The organism is Cystobacter fuscus (assembly GCF_044360685.1).
Lineage (GTDB): Bacteria > Myxococcota > Myxococcia > Myxococcales > Myxococcaceae > Cystobacter > Cystobacter fuscus_C.
This window is the reverse complement of record NZ_CP043491.1, coordinates 7,291,021-7,308,430: the sequence shown is the minus strand read 5'-3', so window position 1 is coordinate 7,308,430 and position 17,410 is coordinate 7,291,021. Positions and strand designations below refer to the sequence as shown.

Annotated in this window: 17 protein-coding genes; 9 read left to right on the top strand and 8 right to left on the bottom strand. The window is 68.8% G+C overall.

The window, feature by feature from the left end; all coding sequences use genetic code 11:
* Positions 1-125: 125 nt before the first annotated feature.
* The 4 genes from F0U63_RS29795 (at position 126) to F0U63_RS29780 (ending at position 3,034) form a co-directional block, all read left to right on the top strand.
* A complete protein-coding gene (locus F0U63_RS29795; protein WP_395834917.1) occupies positions 126-818 on the top strand; it encodes a hypothetical protein in 693 nt (230 codons plus the stop codon).
* Positions 815-1,660 (top strand): hypothetical protein, encoded by an 846-nt coding sequence (locus F0U63_RS29790; protein ID WP_395834915.1) that lies wholly within the window; start codon positions 815-817, stop codon positions 1,658-1,660. Before F0U63_RS29795 ends, F0U63_RS29790 begins: the two co-directional genes overlap by 4 nt.
* A gap of 204 nt (positions 1,661-1,864) precedes the next feature.
* Complete coding sequence (locus F0U63_RS29785) at positions 1,865-2,596, top strand: hypothetical protein (protein ID WP_395834913.1); 732 nt, start codon at positions 1,865-1,867, stop codon at positions 2,594-2,596.
* Between the two features lie 63 nt (positions 2,597-2,659).
* The gene (locus F0U63_RS29780) at positions 2,660-3,034 is read left to right on the top strand and encodes a cupin domain-containing protein (RefSeq protein ID WP_395834911.1); all 375 of its coding nucleotides are present in this window, start codon (positions 2,660-2,662) and stop codon (positions 3,032-3,034) included.
* A 35-nt stretch (positions 3,035-3,069) separates the two neighbouring features.
* On the opposite strand, the gene F0U63_RS29775 is transcribed toward F0U63_RS29780, so the two are convergent.
* Genes F0U63_RS29775 through F0U63_RS29755 form a run of 5 tightly spaced genes read right to left on the bottom strand, consistent with a single transcriptional unit; the run spans position 3,070 to position 8,283 of the window.
* Positions 3,070-3,540 carry an NUDIX hydrolase gene (locus F0U63_RS29775; protein WP_395834910.1) on the bottom strand — a complete coding sequence of 157 codons (471 nt, stop codon included), beginning with the start codon at positions 3,538-3,540 and terminating at the stop codon, positions 3,070-3,072.
* Positions 3,537-5,057, bottom strand: coding sequence for a DUF2380 domain-containing protein (locus F0U63_RS29770; protein WP_395834908.1), 1,521 nt, complete (start codon positions 5,055-5,057; stop codon positions 3,537-3,539). The genes F0U63_RS29775 and F0U63_RS29770 overlap by 4 nt, the downstream gene beginning before the upstream one ends.
* A 33-nt stretch (positions 5,058-5,090) precedes the next feature.
* Positions 5,091-6,416, bottom strand: coding sequence for a DUF58 domain-containing protein (locus tag F0U63_RS29765; RefSeq protein ID WP_395834906.1), 1,326 nt, complete (start codon positions 6,414-6,416; stop codon positions 5,091-5,093).
* Positions 6,413-7,369 (bottom strand): AAA family ATPase, encoded by a 957-nt coding sequence (locus tag F0U63_RS29760; RefSeq protein WP_395834904.1) that lies wholly within the window; start codon positions 7,367-7,369, stop codon positions 6,413-6,415. Before F0U63_RS29760 ends, F0U63_RS29765 begins: the two co-directional genes overlap by 4 nt.
* Positions 7,366-8,283, bottom strand: a complete 918-nt coding sequence (locus F0U63_RS29755; RefSeq protein ID WP_395834902.1) for a hypothetical protein — start codon at positions 8,281-8,283, stop codon at positions 7,366-7,368. The genes F0U63_RS29760 and F0U63_RS29755 overlap by 4 nt, the downstream gene beginning before the upstream one ends.
* Before the next feature lie 258 nt (positions 8,284-8,541).
* On the opposite strand from F0U63_RS29755, the gene F0U63_RS29750 reads away from it, so the two are divergent.
* Complete coding sequence (locus tag F0U63_RS29750) at positions 8,542-10,632, top strand: peptidylprolyl isomerase (protein ID WP_395834900.1); 2,091 nt, start codon at positions 8,542-8,544, stop codon at positions 10,630-10,632.
* A gap of 27 nt (positions 10,633-10,659) precedes the next feature.
* Here the strand turns inward: F0U63_RS29750 and F0U63_RS29745 are convergent, their stop codons facing one another.
* Positions 10,660-11,766 carry an HD domain-containing phosphohydrolase gene (locus tag F0U63_RS29745; protein WP_395834898.1) on the bottom strand — a complete coding sequence of 369 codons (1,107 nt, stop codon included), beginning with the start codon at positions 11,764-11,766 and terminating at the stop codon, positions 10,660-10,662.
* Positions 11,767-12,025: 259 nt separating this feature from the next.
* Here F0U63_RS29745 and F0U63_RS29740 point away from each other — a divergent pair, with 259 nt between their 5' ends.
* The 4 genes from F0U63_RS29740 (at position 12,026) to F0U63_RS29725 (ending at position 16,135) form a co-directional block, all read left to right on the top strand.
* A complete protein-coding gene (locus tag F0U63_RS29740; RefSeq protein ID WP_395834896.1) occupies positions 12,026-13,027 on the top strand; it encodes a dihydrodipicolinate reductase in 1,002 nt (333 codons plus the stop codon).
* Between the two features lie 12 nt (positions 13,028-13,039).
* On the top strand, positions 13,040-13,489 hold the full coding sequence (locus tag F0U63_RS29735; RefSeq protein WP_002624318.1) for a MaoC family dehydratase N-terminal domain-containing protein: 450 nt from the start codon (positions 13,040-13,042) through the stop codon (positions 13,487-13,489).
* Positions 13,489-14,121: a MaoC family dehydratase gene (locus F0U63_RS29730; RefSeq protein ID WP_395834894.1), complete on the top strand. Its 633-nt coding sequence runs from the start codon at positions 13,489-13,491 to the stop codon at positions 14,119-14,121. Before F0U63_RS29735 ends, F0U63_RS29730 begins: the two co-directional genes overlap by 1 nt.
* Positions 14,122-14,296: 175 nt before the next feature.
* Positions 14,297-16,135 carry an acyl-CoA dehydrogenase gene (locus F0U63_RS29725; protein WP_395834892.1) on the top strand — a complete coding sequence of 613 codons (1,839 nt, stop codon included), beginning with the start codon at positions 14,297-14,299 and terminating at the stop codon, positions 16,133-16,135.
* Positions 16,136-16,219: 84 nt separating this feature from the next.
* Here F0U63_RS29725 and F0U63_RS29720 read toward each other — a convergent pair whose 3' ends face one another.
* Together F0U63_RS29720 and F0U63_RS29715 are read right to left on the bottom strand one after the other, a co-directional pair.
* Positions 16,220-16,672 carry an ExbD/TolR family protein gene (locus F0U63_RS29720; protein WP_395834890.1) on the bottom strand — a complete coding sequence of 151 codons (453 nt, stop codon included), beginning with the start codon at positions 16,670-16,672 and terminating at the stop codon, positions 16,220-16,222.
* Between the two features lie 11 nt (positions 16,673-16,683).
* Entirely contained in the window at positions 16,684-17,397 is a 714-nt protein-coding gene (locus F0U63_RS29715) for a MotA/TolQ/ExbB proton channel family protein (protein ID WP_395834888.1), read from the bottom strand.
* Positions 17,398-17,410 lie beyond the last annotated feature (13 nt).

Sequence of the window (17,410 nt, the reverse complement as noted above, 5' to 3'; positions counted from 1 at the left end):
CTCGCGGAAGCCTGGGGTACATGGGGCTCGATTCACTCCAGGTGGTGCAGGTGTCCACCTCCTGGTGCGCGAAGACCACCTTGACATGGACGCAGCGGACACCGGCGCAACCCCGAGAATCCTACATGACCACCAGAACGCTTCCTCGGAAGCTCATGGCGCTGGGCCTCAGTCTTTTCCTTGTTTCCTGTAGTGTCACCCGGCCCACTGTCGCGGCTTGGGGCCCCACCGGTCAGCACGACCTCGCCAGGTACGCGCTCCTCATCCAGGAGATGCCGGACGGGCGGGTGACGCACGATTGGAAGCCGCTCGAGGACTTCGACCTGACGACGTTCCCGTACACCACGAGCGCGATGAGCTCGAACCGAGGCACCGTGCGCGTCTCCTCGACGGGGCTGGACGAGTACTGCGAAGGCCGACGAGTCCAGTGCGTGGAGGACTGCCTCGCGAGTAGCAGGCCGGTGTGGGTCGGGCATTGGCGATATGACGCCATCAAGATACAGCCGTGGCGCGAAGCCAGGAAGTGGTGGTGTCCAGAGCATTGCATGAAGCAGGCAGACATGTGCAAGCGGCGAATGGGCAAATGGGCCGAGGAACATGCCGCGGAGTTCAATGCGATAGAGCCCGCGGTGGATTGGATCAAGAATCACCGCGAGGAGATTCTCGCGGGATCCGTCATCGTCATCGCCGGAGTCGCCTTCGTTGCCGCGGTCGCCGCCTCGGGCGGAGGTGTTCTCATCCTGATGCCGATCGTGCTCGTCGCGGAGAATCCCCTCGCATTCCCTGCCACCCCACACATCGCGGAGGCGACCTGGTGAGAATCCATGACGCCTTGATAAGCGCATCGCGATTCGCCGCATCCCGGTGGCAAGCAGCTCGACTCGAGGGCAGAGAAGAAGAAAAGCGGCTCTGGCCCCAGGTTAATGAATACAGGGCATTCATCGGCGAAACAGGCCAGGTCTACCTGTTTGAAGACTACCTCAAGGGGATTTCTCCCACGCCACGCCCCCAAGTGAGTCCCGCCCTCGACGCGAGCAAGGATGCGACCTCACATGAGATCATGAGGCTTCTCTTGAAGGCGTTCGACGAGGCGCCTGAACCTGAACAAAAGCAGTCCGCGGCCGTCCTCATCAACCTGGTCAACTTCATCGCCGACACCGAACAACTCGCCGCCGTCGAGGACTACGTCAACAATCGACCCGAGTATGCTCCGCTCGCCATCGCTCATTTCATGAAACGCGACGAGGCGGAGGCCTGGCTGAAGGGGCTCGCGGAGCCACCCAGTCCGGCACGCATACTCATTGGCGATGAGTATTATCTGGCCTGGTATTCTCGTGAAGAGAACGCTCGCGACATGTACCGGGACTACATCATCGAGCCATACATCGAAGAGCTCGCCGCGAGAGGAATACCTCCCGCGACGCCCACATTCGAAACCCGTGCGGAAGCAGAGGGGTGGCTGAAGAACCACCCCGCCTCTCCCTTTGCCTTCGTGTCCATCGCCGGGGAGCACTACCTCGCGGTGCACCACAAGCGGCTGATGCGCCACACGCTCCACCCCGTGGCCTCCGCCCTGACGGAGTGGGAAGAGACGAAGCAGGCCGCCGAGCGTGAGCAGGCCCGGGGTGCGGCGGCGGAGACCGAAGGAAGGGGAGAGTAGCCCCACGCCTCCGTAGCACATGGCACTGGGGCTCCTGAGTTGGAGGTCGTCTGGAGAGCCTCGTCCAGCAGCGAGACCACCACGGACAGGTGCCGGGGGCGCGGGAGCGGGAGTCCAGTTCCACTTCCGAGCATTCTGACCCATCGGGTCTGGACAGCGGTCCTACATCGCGAGTAGGAAGAGTCGCTCTTGGGAGGCATGGACATGAGCGACACGCCAGAGAAGAAGGGACGTCGTCTGGGCTCGTATGAACTGGGTGAGCTGTTCCCGGACATCCCGGAGGACGAAGGGCGCCTCTATGCGGCGCACCATGTCGACACGGGGGAGCCCGCGCTGGTCGTGATGCCGGGCTCTGGCGACGACTGGAGTTCGTCTACCCCCTGGTGTGCGGAAGCCACGAGGTTCACCGAGCCGGACGCCCTTGTTCTTCACCCCAAGCACACGGACCGGGCGAAGCCGCCCAGGTTCCACGAACTGACCCTGGGCTTCATCCGCCTCGCGGGCTCCCTGGCGCAACTCGAGGAGCGGGCGGATGTGCGGGCCCACTTCATGCGTGGGCCACGGCCCATCCGTTCACGGCACCGGGCGACGCGCTGGGGACTCGCGGGCGTGGCCCTGGCGGTGGGACTCGCCTTCTTGCTCTGGCCGCGCACGTCCACGCCTCCGGAGATGCGCGACCGGGCCGATGACACTCCTACCTTCATGAACGGACAGAAGCTCTCTTCGCCAACCATCGCCTATCCGATGCCGGAGAAACCCTTCAAGCAGCAGCGCAAGCCCCCCTGCATGCCCGAAACGGAAGTGGAGATCAGGGGTGGCTGCTGGATGCGCCATCACCGCGATGCCCCCTGCCCACCGGGAACGGCTGAGTACCAAGGTGGGTGCTACGTGGCTGTCAAGAAGCCAGACCCCGAGCCGACCTCCATTCAGCCCTGAGCGCACGTTCCTGGCGGGCCGTTGTCGGCTATACGGAACAGAGGACAACGCTGGAGACAGGCCATGCTGAATGGAAGCGTCATCGGGCTCGCGGAAGCATTGGAACAGGTCACGGAGTATTGGACTCCGCGCATCATCGGGCGAGTCAATGACCAGTACATCAAGGTCGCCAAGCTGAAGGGTGAGCTGGTCTGGCACGACCACGCCGACGAAGACGAAATGTTTTTCGTCATCTACGGCAAGCTGACGATCCAGTTCGAGGATCGCGACGTGTACCTCTCGCCCGGCCAGTTCTGCGTCGTGCCGAAGAAGACCAGACACAATCCCGTAGCCACCGAAGAATGCGGCATCATGCTGATCGAGACCGTCACCACCCTGCACACGGGAGATCTGATCGTGCCGCGAACCGTTCCACTGGAAAAGCAGCTGGGCACATAGGCGGGGGAATGGCTCGGCCTGGGGAGAGGTGAAGCTCAAGCCTCCTCGTCTGGCAAGAGCGTGCGCAGCAGCTCATCGTCGGGACCGAGTGGCCGCCAGCCGGGCGGTGGCGGAGTGGAAAGGAGAGCTGCGATGACCCGCTCGGAGCGCTCCTGATGGGCTTCGGGGGTATAGCCAATCCAGCGGCCGAGTGCCTTGCCAACGGCGAAACGGGCCTGGTCGTCCATGACGGACGGCCAGCCATCGGGGAGACTCTGGGACAGCATTCGAACGAGCACATCTCGCTCGAAGCGCGTCACCTGTTTGCGCTGCTCGGCCTCGGCGAGCAATCCACTCAATACCTGCACCGCGTTGATGTCGTCCTGCCCGAGTTCTTCCGCCAGTGCCACCAGAGGGACGGTGGGGCGCGCTTCGGCAAAGGCGGTGAGCGAGGAGTATCCGCGCTCGCGGACGCGCTCATGGAGGCGCACCTTCCAGTTCCCCTGCCAGGAACGATCCTCGTTCATGGCCCTCTCCAGGGGATGAAGTTCATCGGGACTCCGTACTCCTTCATATTCGCCGCGACGATGTTCAGGATCTCGCTTCGCGTCAACCTCCGACCGGTCGCCATCTCCGCCCCGCGCAGCACACGCATGATCATCCGGTTCCATTCGCCAGCCCACATTCGACCCAGGCGCCAGTCGCCGCCGCCATGAATCGCCTCATGGCTTGCCTGCTCCATCTCGACGCAGAATTTGTCGATGCTCATTTCGCCGGTGAAGCCGCGCTGCTCGAACCACTCGCGGAATTCTCGCGGCAGGACGTGATGTCGCGGTGGCTCGGCCATGCCGGCCCCCGCTCGATCCGTCACGCGCATGCCGCGCACCTCGGGACCGTCGCCCAGTGCGTCACGCACGCCCTTGGGCAGATTGTCATGAGCCTGCGCCATTTGCACCTGGCCGGCCTGAATCCGTACAGCCGCGCTGACCGCAGGAAGGGAGAGGACGCCCGCCTGTACCAATCGGTGCATCATCTCCACCCACTCGGCGGAGACAACCAGCCGCGTGCCCATCATCACGCCATCGCGTCCCACCACCAGGCTCAGTCCGACCGTGGCGGGAGCGGACGGCGGCAGTGAGGGCAGCGAGAACTTCATCGCCGACATCATGGTGACCATCTCGACGAGTTGCGCCAACAACATCACCTGCTCGCCGCGCTTCATTGCGACGCGCGCGGATTCAGCGGCCGAATTGAACTCACCGGAGAGATAGCCCATCAGCGCGGGAATGTCTTTCGCCGCGGCCTCCACCTGCCCTGGCTCCAAGGAGGAGAGCGCGGTCATGGAGGGATCAATCATCTTCTGCCAGCGATCCATGTCTATGAACAGCATCTCCACGCTGATGAAGCCTTGCTTGAGCACGACGTCGACGAAATTGAGGAAGTCGAGCCATGCCGCGAGCAGGAGCGAGCCCATCATGGCTGCTTCGAGTCGTGGGCCGGCGAGGCGGAGGAGGGCAAGTTGCATGTCCGGGTCCTCCACCTCCGAGGCAGTGTTGGCCAGCCGGGTGGCAGTGGCGAGTTCGGCGTCAATGCATTGCCGTTGACGTTCGCCATGGTCGACATAGCGCGCGAAAGGGCCGGCACCCAGGTGGCCTGCCTTGAGTCGGGAGAGTTCTCCAGAGACGCTGCGCATGGATCCGGACACGTCGCCAATAGCACCGCGAAACGCCAGTTGGGCCGCGAGTGCGTGCTGCCACTCAGTCCCCTTGGCGTTGCCAGGGCTCACTGCCGTCACTGCCTCTCGGGAGCCCCGGCGACGGTTCAGCAGTGCTGGCGCGCTGGGCTTGGACTGGGCGGGTGGTCGTGACGCGAGGGGATGCGGAAACTCCTCGCGCGGCCCTTCAGCCAAAGCAGGCTCCGCGGCCTCACGCGGCGTGCTGCGCAGGTTCCTCCCCGATGGTGGCTGAGACGCACAGCCGGTGGACAGCAGGGCCGTGGCGAGCAGCAGGCCCGCCCAGAGGGCTCGCAGCGAGTCGGTGCTCATACCGGTCGGACTCCAGCCACGGGGCACGGGGCGCTACAGCAGTCCCCGCGCCTTCACGTGGAGATAGGTATTGACGGCGGCGGCGCCAAAGCCTTTCGCGGACGCGCGCACGACGAGCGCTCCCGCGTCGCGCAGGGTGAGGGCGGTGCGCTGGTAGTCCTCCTCCAGGCGCGCGGCGGCCTGGCGCGCGTAGGCATCCGGAACGGAGTTGGGAATCGCGGTGGCGGCCGTCTGGAGATCCGCGTCCAGCAGCGAGGCCACTACGGGCAGGTGCCGGGGGCGCAGGGCCAGCGTGCGCGAGAGCAGCGTGCCCGAGGCGTCCGGATCCACCAGGTCCGTGAACAGCACCACCAGTGAGCGGCGCGAGGAGCGTGCGAAGGCGAAGTCATAGGCGCGCCCGTAGTCGCTCTCCTCGAGGGCGGCCTCGGCGCGGTAGAGCGACTCGGTGATGAGGCGCAGGTGCTCGTGGCCCTTGCGCGGAGGCAGGCTCGCGCGCACGTCGCTGGCGAAGGCGAGCACCCCCACCAGGTCCCCCGCGTCCAGGCTCACCTTGGCCAGACGCAGCGCCGCGTCCACCGCATGGTCGAGCTTGCGCCGGCCCTCCACGCGGCCCGCCATGTGCCGCCCACAGTCGAGCATCAGCAGGACGGGCTGGTTGCGCTCGGGCTGGTACACGCGCACGGTGGTGCGGCCCCGCCGCGCCGTCGCCTTCCAGTCCACCGAGCGGTAGTCGTCACCCGGGCGGTACTCGCGCAGGGACTCGAATTCACGGCCCTCGGCGGAGCGGCGCAGGAGTCGTTCGGCGGGCGCGTCCGAGGCAAGCGTGAGCGCGAGCGCCTCGCGCGACAGGGCGGTGAGGTCCGGGTACACCTTCACGCTCTGGGCCGCGGGCACTCGCACCTGCCGCGCGCACAGGCCCAGCGGCCCCAACAAGCGCAGGTGCACGTCCCCCAGGCGCAGGTCTCCCCGCGTGAGGGGCGTGAGCGAGTAGGGAAGGGTGGCGGAGGGGGCCTCGGGAGTGAGGGAGAAGGGCTGCTCGTGCCCGCGCACGTCCACGCCCGTGGGCACCTCGTCGCGCACCCGTCCGCGAAGGGCCCGCGCGCCGCGCGACTCCACCACCAGGCGCACCGTCTGGGCGACGCCCGAGGAGAGCACGGGCTCCACCTCGCGCCGCACCGTCACGTCCGAGGCGCGCGGCGCGGCGAGAAAGTCCCCCACGCACAGCGCGAGCACCGCCCCGTCCAGGGCGAGCGCGAGCCAGAGGAAGACATCCCCCGCCACGGCGAGTGCCGCGGGCACCAGGGCGAGCGCGACGAGGGCCACGGCGAGTCCCGTGGGGACGGGCCGGCCGGCGCTCACCGGGGAACCTGGACGCGCTCCAACGTGTGGCGGAGCACGTCATCCGCGGTGAGGCCCTCGACCTCCGCCTCCGCCTTGAGCAGCAGGCGGTGGTTGAGGACGCTCGGGCACACGGCCTTCACCTCGTCCGGGGTGACGAAGTCGCGGCCGTGCAGGGCCGCGCGGGCCTTGGCCGCCGCGAGCAGCGCCTGCGCCGAGCGCGGCGAGGCCCCCAGGCGCACGCGGGGGTTGGCGCGCGTCTCGCGGATGAGGCGCACCGTGTAGTCGAGGATGGAGTCGTCACAGGCCACGGCCGCCGCGCGCGCCTGCAACTCCAGCAGCGTGGGCGCGTCCAGCACCCGCTCCACCTGGGGCGGGCGGCCCTGGCGCTGGTGGAAGGCGCGCACCATGTCCAGCTCCGCCTCGGGCGACGGGTAGCCCACGCGCACCCGCATCAGGAAGCGATCGAGCTGGGCCTCGGGCAGGGGATAGGTACCCTCGAGCTCCAGCGGGTTCTGCGTGGCGACCACGAAGAAGTGCGCGGGCAGCGCGTGCGCGGTGCCCTCGAGGGTGACCTGACGCTCCTCCATGGCCTCCAGGAGCGCGGACTGCGTCTTGGGCGGGGTGCGGTTGATCTCATCGGCCACCAGCACCTCGGTGAAGATGGGGCCCTTGACGAGCTGGAAGGCGCCCTCCTGGGGCCGGAAGACGTGGGTGCCGAGGATGTCGCTCGGCATCAGGTCCGGGGTGAACTGGACGCGGGTGAAGCCCAGGCCGAGCGCCGAGGCCATGCTGCGCGCGGTGAGCGTCTTGGCCACGCCGGGCACGCCCTCGAGCAGCACGTGGCCCCGCGCGAGGAACGCGGTGACGAGGTCGGCCACGACGTGGGCCTGGCCGAGCACCGTCCCGCTCAGGGCCCGCAGCAGCCGCTCGAGGGAGGAGGCGGCGCTGGCTGGCGCGGGGGACGGCGTCATGGTTGCGGCTTCTCCTTGATGCCGAGCACCGTGCCGGCCACACAGCCCAGCGAGCCCAGCAGGGCGAGGACCGCGCCGAAGCTCGGGGTGGAGTTGTAGATGATCTCCCTGCCCACGGCCGAGGGCACCTCGGTGTGGTCGGTGGAGAGCTTCATGAAGATGAGGCACCAGAGGACGCAGGCGATGGACAGGCCGAGCTGCGCCATCCAGGGCACGAGCACGTTGAGGCGCGGCATGATGCGGCGCACGCGCACGGCAAGCACGCCCACGATGCCGAGCGCGCCCAGGATGGCGATGATGCCCAGGCTCATGAGCCCGAGGATGTCGCCGTCCTCGGCCGTCTCCTTCCAGGGGGTGAAGGCCGAGAGGACCACGGCGACGGCGCTGAAGAAGACGATCTTGTCGGAGCGGCCCAGGTCGCCGAGGAAGTCCTTGAGGTCCGCGGCGAGCTCCTCGGGCGCCATGATCTGCCCGGTGGTGTGGACGGAGGAGGGCGCGGGCCGGGGAGGGACGTAGTTGACGTCGGAGGGATCCAGCTCGGTGGCCGTCTCACGGCGGGGGGGCACGGCGGGACGCGAGCCCGTGGCGCCTCCGGAACGCACGGCCGGGATGGGGCGTCCGTTCGAGGCGCGGGGCGGGGCGCTGCGGACGATGTCCTCCATGGAGCGGATGTTGGTGACGTCATCGGTCGGGGGCACGGCGGGACGCGAGCCCGTGGGCGTGGACACGGCGGGACGCGAGCCCGTGCCGGAGGCGCCCTTGGGGCGCACGCCCGAGGCGGTGGTGACCCGCATGCCCGAGGACGAGACCCGCACGCCCGAGGACGTGGTGACCTTCGTGGGGGCTCCGCGCGTGCCGGAGTTGGTGCTGACGGGCCGGGGCGGAGGCGGAATGGCCGAGAGCGACCCGGTCATCTCCTCTTCTCCCTCTTCCACGAGACTTCTCCGGGGAGCATCCGACGAGATGAACGAGGCATCGATGATGTAGTCGCACGAAGGGCAGATGGCGGTGCCATCCGCGACCTTGATGCCGCAGCCAGGGCATTTCAGGACCGGTACTCCTTGAGACTGGAAAGCGCCCCACATCTTCTGGTGCCCGGGAGCCCCAAGTCAAACGGCAAGCGGGCGCTAACCCCTGGATTTTCGCGGGGAATTGGCCTACGCGAGCGCACCATGAACTCTGTGTATGCCTCGCTCGCCGCCTGGCTGTTGGCGGGGGCCGTGCTCTCGGGTTGTGTCCACTCCTCCCCGTCCCCCACCCAGGAGGAGGCCCTCGCGGAGATCGCCCGGTGGGAGGATCGCCGTTCGCTGGCGGATGGACGGCTGGTGGAGCGGGCGCTGCGGGGCAGCACGCCGGTCCGGATCCGGGCGTTTCTCGCGCTCGCCCGCCTGCAGGCCCCCTCGACACTGGACGCGGTGGAGGTGGGCCTGAAGGACGGCGAGCCCTCCGTGAAGCAGGCGGCCGCCTTCGCCGCGGGGGTGCTCGCGTTGTCGTGGGAGCCCCTCACCCCGGAGGAGAAGTCCCGTCTGGCCCAGGCGCTGCTCGCCAGCGAGTACCGGATGCACCAGGAGGCGGGCGGCGAGGCCCGCGTGTTGGAGGCGGAGCCGGGCGCGTACCTCACGCTGATCGACTCCCTGGGCAGGCTCGGCACGCCCGAGGCGGTGGCGCGTCTGGTGGAGCGGCTGTCGCTCGGGCCCGTCCTCGCGGGTCGCGCGGCCCTGGCGCTCGGGGTGGCGGGGCGCCGGGGCGCGTCGCTGGCGGAAGTCCCGCTCGCCCGGGTGGAGGGGTTGCTCCAGGCGGGCCTGCCCGAAGCCACCCGGTATGGAGGGGCCTATCTGCTGGCGAACCTCAAGCGCACTGACGCCCTGGGCCCGCTGCGTGCCTGCCTGGGGGACGGGGCGCCGGATGTCCGGGCCGTGTGCGCGAAGGGCCTGGGCGACGTGGGCGCCCCGGAGGACGCGGCGGTGGTGGGGGCACGGCTCGCGGACGAGGTGCCACGCGTGGCGGCCGAGGCGGCGCGGACGCTCGCGAAGCTGGCCGCGCGGTGCTCGGGAGACTGCACGGCCCTGGATGCGCTGGCGGGACTCGCACCGGGGGCGGGACGCGTGGCCCAAGGGGACTCCGCCGCGGGCCATGCGTGGCTCGCGCTCGCGCAACAGGGCCTTCCCGAGGCGGGGCGCCGGGTGCTGGTGTCCTTGCGTCGCGCGCTCCAGGAGGCGGCGCCCGGGGCGGTGTCCGAGGGCGCGGCTGGGGATTTGATGAACCTGGACTGCCGTCTGGCGGCGGCGATGGATCGGCAACACGGGCGGCTCGACGAGGTGCTGCGTTGTGGGGGCGGCCGGGTGGCGGAGGCCTCGCGGTTGGCGCTGGGGCTGCGCGAGGTGGCGCAGTCCAGTGCGGCGGGGGGCGCGGGCGAGGGGGTGCGCTACCTGAAGCACGCGGATGCGCGCGTGAGGCTGGCGGCGCTCGCGGCGGTGGCGGCGCGGCCCGTGCCCGAGGCGGCCGGGCCCGTGCGCGAGCTCCTGGCGGGAGAGGACGCGGTGGTGGCGGCCTCGGCGGCGGGCGCGGCCGCGGAGTTGAAGGATCTGGAGGCGCTGCCCGGGGTGCGTGCGCTGGCCGAGCGCGTGCCGCGGGAGCCGGATCTGGCCGAGCCGGTGGCGGCGGGACTCGTGGCGCTCGCGGGGCGGGACGCGGAAGGGGTGTTGCGCGGGTGGCTGGGACATCCGCATGCGAACGTGCGCCGCGTGGCCGCCGAGGCGCTCACCCGCCTCACGGGACAGCCGGTGCGGGCGCCCTGGGTGGAAGTCCCGGAGGAGGCGCACCGTCCCGAGCCCGCGCCGGAGGGAACGTCCCTCATCTTCCGCACCCACAAGGGGGACATCACCGTGGCGCTGGACGCCGAGGCGCCGTTGACGTCGGGCAACCTCGTGGCGCTCGCGCGCCAGGGCTACTTCCGGGGCCTCACCTTCCACCGCGTGGTGCCGGACTTCGTGGCCCAGGGGGGAGATCCGCGAGGGGACGGGGAGGGGGGACCGGGCTACTCCATCCGATGCGAAATCACCCACCGGCGTTATGCGCGGGGGGTCATCGGCATGGCGCTGTCGGGAAAGGACACGGGGGGCAGCCAGTTCTTCTTCACGCACTCGCCGCAGCCGCACCTGGATGGCCGCTACACGGCGTTCGGCGAGGTGACGCGCGGCCTGGAGGTGGTGGATCTGCTGCTGGAGGGCGACACCCTGATCGACGTGGAGGTGTCGCCCTGATGCGGTGAGGCGGGCGGGGCGGGCGTCTCAGCTCGCCACGCGGTTGGGGACCTTGCCGGGCGTGAAGCCGGCCCAGAGCGCGTTCTCCGCGTTCTCCATGTCCTCGACCTTCTTGCGGATGCGCTGCCACTCGGCGTCCTGGATGCGCAGGAAGGCCTCGGCGATCTCGGGATCGAACTGCGTGCCCGAGCAGCGCCGGATCTCATCGCGCGCCACGGACAGCGGCCGCCCCTTGCGGTAGGGACGATCCGAGGTGATGGCGTCCACCGTGTCGGCGATGGCGAAGATGCGCGCCCCGACGACGATGTCCCGGGTCTTGAGCCCCTGGGGGTAGCCCTTGCCGTCCCAGCGCTCCTGGTGGTGCAGCACGATGAGCGAGGCGTCGTGCAGGTAGGGCATCTTCGCGAGGATCTTGTAGCCGTACTCGGGGTGCTTGCGCATCTCCACCCACTCCTCGGGCGAGAGCGGGCCGGGCTTGAGCAGGATGGTGTCGCTCACGCCGATCTTCCCGATGTCGTGCAGGAGCGCGCCCTGCTCCACCACCTCGAGCTGGGTGGGCGTCAGGCCGATCTCCTCGCCGATGCGGCGCGAGTAGAGCGACACGCGGCGCGAGTGCCACTGGGTCTCGGTGTCGCGGTAGTCGAGCGCGCTGATGAGCCCATCGAGCAGGCCGTTGGTGCGCTCGACGACCATGCGCTCCAGGTCGCGGTTGATGGCCGTGAGCTCCGCGTTCTTTTCCGCCACCTCGCGCGTGAGCCGCTCATTGGACTCCACCAGCCGGTAGTGCTCGATGGCCTGGCGCACCGCGCTGGTCAGCTCGCTGAGCGACCACGGCTTGCCCAGCAGGCGGAACACCTCGCCCCGGTTGACCGCCTCGGAGGCGGTGCGGAAGTCCGCCGCCGCCGTGAGCATCAGGCGGACCGCACGCGGATTCTTCTCACGCAGCGTGCGCAAGAGTTCCACGCCGTTGAGCAGCGGCATCATGAAGTCCGTCAGCACCACCTGGAATCCCTGCTCCTTGGCGGCCTGGGCGGGATCCGTGTGGGTGACGACCTCGTAGCCCTCCGACTGGAGGATCCGCGACAGCGCGGCCAGAATGAGCGGATCGTCATCCACTACGAGGATGCGGTCCATGAATACAGCCTCCCAACCCTGAAGAACGGATGTTGAAGAACCGGGCTGTTATACACGGCTTCCCACCCAAAGGTCACACCCTCGGGTCTGCCCTGCCGTGCACCAACCTGCCCGACGAGCCCTCGTGATAGCCCGGGGTTTTCGGAAAATGAGCACCCCCTCGCCTCACGAGCCGCTTGCCTGTCCGGCGGGGGGTGGTCTATGGTGCGCCGCAGTGCTGCACCGTGTTGTAACTCCTTGAAATTTGGAGAGTTCTCCGATGCCTAGAGCCTCCGCAGGGCCGGTCCCGGTGGTGGTCATGGGGTTGGGAGTCATCGGTCAGGAGATCGTCAGGGCGGCCCTGCTTTCACCCGAGGTCGAGCTGCTCGGCGCGATGGACGCCAACCCGCAACTGGTGGGGCGACCCTTGTCGGACGTGGTGGGGGTCGCGGGACTGAAGGGCAAGGTCGCGAGCAGCCTGGAGGCGGCCGTGGGACGGCGCAAGGGCGCCGTGCTGCTGCATGCCACGGGCTCGCGCCTGGAAGGCGTCATGGATCAGCTGCTGCAGGCGATCCAGCTCGGCCTGTCCGTGGTGTCCACCTGCGAGGAGCTGGCCTTTCCCTTCCTCAAGTACCCGGAGCTCGCGCAGAAGCTGGAGCAGGCCGCGCAGCGCGCGGGGGTGGCGGTGCTCGGCACCGGCGTCAACCCCGGCTTCGTGATGGATCGCCTGGTGGCCACGGCGGGCCAGGCGTGCGGTCCGGTGCGCCATGCCACGGTGACGCGCGTGGTGGATGCGCGCCACCGCCGCGAGGCCCTGCAGCGCAAGGTGGGCGCGGGCCTGAGCGAGGAGGAGTTCTTCGCCCTGGTGGACCGCGAGCAGCTCGGCCACGTGGGGCTGGTGGAGAGCGCGGCCCTGTGCGCGCTGGGGCTGGGCATGGACTGCGACGACTTCGAGGAGGAGATCGTCCCCGTGTTCGCCGAGGAGGACATCACCGGAGGCGCCTTCCCGGTGAAGAAGGGCCGCGTGGCGGGTATCTTCCAGTCCGCGGTGGGGCTGGAGGAGGGGCAGGAGCGGGTGCGGTTGGAGTTGACGATCGCGGTGGGCGCGGACGACCCGGGCGATCGCATCGAGATTGAAGCGGAGCCGAAGCTGGTTCTGGAAATCCGTGGGGGGGTGCCCGGCGACCGGGCCACCGCACACATGCTGGTGAATGCCGCCCCGCGCGTGACGGCTGCCGAGGCCGGTCTTCTGACCGTGCTCGAGCTGCCAGCCGGTCGTTAAAGGGAGAGGGACATGCTGGACAAGAATGCGATTGGCCGGGCTTCCCCGCCATTCCTGAACGAGGTGGAGAAGGGCGCCATCCGGCGCTTCGCCGAGTCCCTCGGTGACTACAACCCCATCTACTACGACGAGGAGTACGCGCGCGCCTCGGGCTACCCCACCGTGGTGGCCCCGCCCACGTTCCCCGCGTCCTTCAGCTCGGCGGCGGACCTGCGCGAGCTGCTCGGCGTGGGCATCAAGAGCCTGCTGCACGCCGAGCAGTCCTTCGAGTACGAGCGGCCCATCTTCGCGGGCGATCGCATCTTCGTCGCCACGCGCGTGGCCGAGGTGCTCGAGCGCACGGGGCCCGCGGGCAAGATGGACGTCGCCGTCATCGAGGACGAGGGCCGCGACGAGGAGGGCAACCTGGTGTTCCGTGCCCGCCGCACCCTCATCGTCCGCGCCGCCAAGGAGAATTCGTGATGCCCGCGCGCAAGCTCTACTTCGAAGGCATTCGCGTGGGTGACGAGCTGCCCGCGCTCGCCAAGGCCCCCATCGATCGCGTGCAGCTGTCGCGCTACGCCGGCGCCTCGGGTGACTTCAACCCCGTGCACGTGGACGAGGTGTACGCCAAGAGCGTGGGCATGCCGTCCGTCTACGCCCCCGGTATGCTCGTCATGGGCATGCTCGGCCAGCTCATCAGCGACTGGGCCCGCGGCGGCCAGCTGCGGCGCTATCACGTGCGCTTCATCAAGATGGTGTGGCCGGGCGACACCGTGGTCTGCAAGGGCCGGGTGAGCGACCGCTATGGCGAGGGCGGCCGCTACTTCGTCGAGGTGGAGCTGTGGGCGGAGAACCAGCGCGGTGAGCTGGTGATGAAGGGCCACTCCAGCATCCAGCTCTTCTATTCACTCGAGGACGAGAACCGGCAGCGCTCGGGCCAGTCCCCCATCGTCGTGGACGTGCCGCGCGAGAGCCTCCTGCAGAACGCCGGCACCGCCGCCCCCGAGGGCACCGAGGAGGAGGGCGCGCTGTCGGGCAAGAAGACGACAGGCTCCAAGCCCGCCGCCAAGACCGCCACCGCCCCGGACCCCTCCAAGAAGACCAAGAAATAGGGTCTTTCCCGCCTGTCGGCCGCCCCGCGGGATGGTGGGCATTGTCCCACCCAACGCGAGGCGTCATTCCGGGTTGACTCTAGAATCAATCGACGTAACCTTCCCCTCATCCCACTTGGGGCCACGCGCCTTTTTCCGGCCGTGAGCCCCGTCTTACGGGGTTAGGGGAAGCGCCATGTCCGCCGGCATCAACACGTACAAGATCGACCTTCGGGAACTCTACTTCACGCTGTTCGAGCAGTTCGGCTTCGGCCAGGTCGCCGGACAAGCGCCGTTTGACGCCTGGGGCCCGGATGAGGCCAAGGCGGTGCTCGAGCAGACGTACCGCTTCGCCAAGGACGTGCTCGGGCCCCTGAATGCCTCGGGCGACCGCGAGGGCTGCCGGGTGGAGAACGGCTCGGTCATCACGCCCAAGGGCTTCAAGGACGCGTGGAAGGGCGTCTACGAGCAGGGCTTCAAGTCGATCGCCGCGAGCCCCGAGCACGGCGGCCAGGGCGGCCCGATGATGCTCTCGGTGCTCGTCGAGGAGATCCTCTCGGGCGCCAACTCGGCCTTCAACATGTACCCGGGCCTGGCCTACGGCGCCGCGGAGCTCGTGGCCGAGTGCGGCACGCCCGAGCAGAAGAAGCTGTACGTGGAGCGCATGCTCAACGGCACCTGGGGCGGCACCATGTGCCTGACCGAGCCCCAGGCGGGCTCGGACGTGGGCGCGGCCAAGTCCACCGCGCGCAAGAACGCGGACGGCACCTACAACATCCGCGGCACGAAGATCTTCATCTCCGGCGGAGACCATGACCTCGCCGAGAACGTCATCCACCTGGTGCTCGCGCGTATCGACGGCGCGGTGCCCGGCACCAAGGGCCTCTCGCTCTTCATCGTGCCGAAGATCCGCGTGAAGCCGGACGGCTCGCTCCTGGGTCCCAACGACGTCACCCTGGGCTCCATCGAGCACAAGATGGGCATCCGCGCCTCGGCCACGTGTGTGCTCAACTTCGGCGAGAACGACGGCTGTGTGGGCGAGCTCGTGGGCGGCATCGAGAACGTCGGCATGAGCCAGATGTTCAAGATGATGAACGGCGCGCGCATCGCGGTGGGCATCCAGGGCCTGGCGCTGGCGAGCACGGCCTACTTCAACGCGCTCGAGTACGCGAAGGATCGCAAGCAGGGCGCGCCGGCGCACAAGTGGAAGGATCCCACGGCGCCCCGCGCGGCCATCATCGAGCACGCCGACGTGCGGCGCATGCTGCTGGACATGAAGGCGCACGTGGAGGGCATCCGCGCGCTCATCGTCAAGCTGGCCATGCACACGGACAAGGCGCACCAGCTCTCGGGCAAGGACGACACCCAGGCGGCCTACCACCGCGGCCAGGTGGAGCTGCTCACCCCGCTGGTGAAGTCCTACGGCTCGGATCAGTCCTTCCGGCTGTGCGCCCAGGCCATCCAGGTGTTCGGCGGCGCCGGCTTCTGCCAGGACTACCCGGTGGAGCAGTACACGCGTGACTCGAAGATCTTCTCCATCTACGAGGGCACCAACCACATCCAGGCCATGGATCTGGTGGGCCGCAAGATGGGCCAGGCCGGCGGCGCGCACTTCCAGCAGTTCATGTCGGACGTGGGCGCCTTCATCGAGGCCCAGCGCGAGCACAAGATCTACGGCGAGGCCGTCAAGCAGCTCGCCGCCGCGCAGGAAGGCCTGATGGCCAGCGCCATGGCGATCCTCGGCTGGTCGCAGGATCCGGCGAAGATGACGCTCATCCCGCTGTCGGCCAACCGCTTCCTCAACATGATGTCGGAAGTGGCCGTGGGCTGGCTGCTGCTGGACGCGGCGCTCATCGCCGAGCGCGCGGGCGAGAAGGCCACGGGCGACGAGAAGGCCTTCTACGAGGGCAAGAAGTGGAGCGCGCTGTGGTACGCGCGCAACGTGCTGCCCAACGTGGAGCAGGCCGCGCGCATGATGGCCCTCGAGGACACCTCCTCGGTGGACATCTCCACGCAGGCGTTCGGCTCCATCTGAGCCCGCGCCCACGGGTGTGACGCCCGCCGCCCCCGTTCCTCCTCCTTCCGGGAAGAGGGCGGGGGCGGTTGCTTTGCGGTTGCTTTATTGGGGCTCGCGCACGCCGATGGCGAGCTGTCCGAGTCCCGCGCCCTTGGCCAGCTCCATCACCTGCACCACCGTGCCATGGGGCACGCCCTCGTCCGCCTGGACGATGACGATGGTGTCGGGATCCTTCTGCTGGGCGTCGGTGAAGGCGCGCTTGAGCTCGTCCTCGGTGACGACGTTGCCGCCGAGCACGAATCTCCCGTCCGAGAGGATCGCCACGGACATGTCCGTGGCGCGCGCGGTGACGTCCGTGGCCCCGCCCTTGGGCAGGTTCACCTTGAGGCCCGTCTGGGCTCCGCCGCTGGGCGCCTGCTGGACGATGACCGAGCTGGTCACCATGAAGATGATGAGCAGCACGAGGAAGATGTCGGTCAGCGGGGTGATGTTGATCTCCGCGAACCCGACCTCGTCACCCCCCTCGGAGTCTCCGGGTATCTTTCCCATCGCCATGTGAACGAACCTCAGGTGTCCGAGGGGGAACGTGCTTCCGCGGAAGCCGCGGGGGCGGCGGGAACGATGGCGGCGGGAGCGCCCAGGGGCCGCTCGCGCAAGAGCTCGACGAACTCTTCGCCCAACAGCCGCAGCTCCACGAGCACGCGCGACAGCCGCGCCTGGAAGTAGTTGTAGAAGGCCATGGCCTGCACGGCCACGAGGATGCCCACCGCGGTGGCCACCAGCGCCTCGGAGATGCCCGTCATCACCGCGCCGGTGCCGCCCGTGCCTCCCGCCGCCACGTCCAGGCCCAGATCCTTGAAGGACTTCATGATGCCGGCCACCGTGCCGAACAGGCCCACGAACGGCGTCAGCGAACCGATGGTGGCCAGCAACCACAGGTTGCGGCGCAGGCGCAGGCCCACCTGGGCACGCTCGCGCTCCACCGCCGAGTCCACTCCCTCACAACTGCCGCGCGTGCGCTCGAAGCGATCGAAGCCCGCGAGGAAGATGTCGGCCACGGCGGCGTTGGAGCGCTCGGTGGCGGAGCGGGCCGCGGCGATGTCTCCGCGCAACAGGTGCTTGTGCACGGTGTCCCCGAGCAGCCGGGAGCGCTCGCTCACCCCCCAGAGGGTGATGAGCCGCTCGATGGCCACCACCAGCGCCACCGTGGAGGAGAGCAGGAGGAAGGCGAGGGTGAAGCCGCCGATGCGCAGGTAGTGGAGGATGTCGGAAAGGCTCATACGGGAGTGGCCA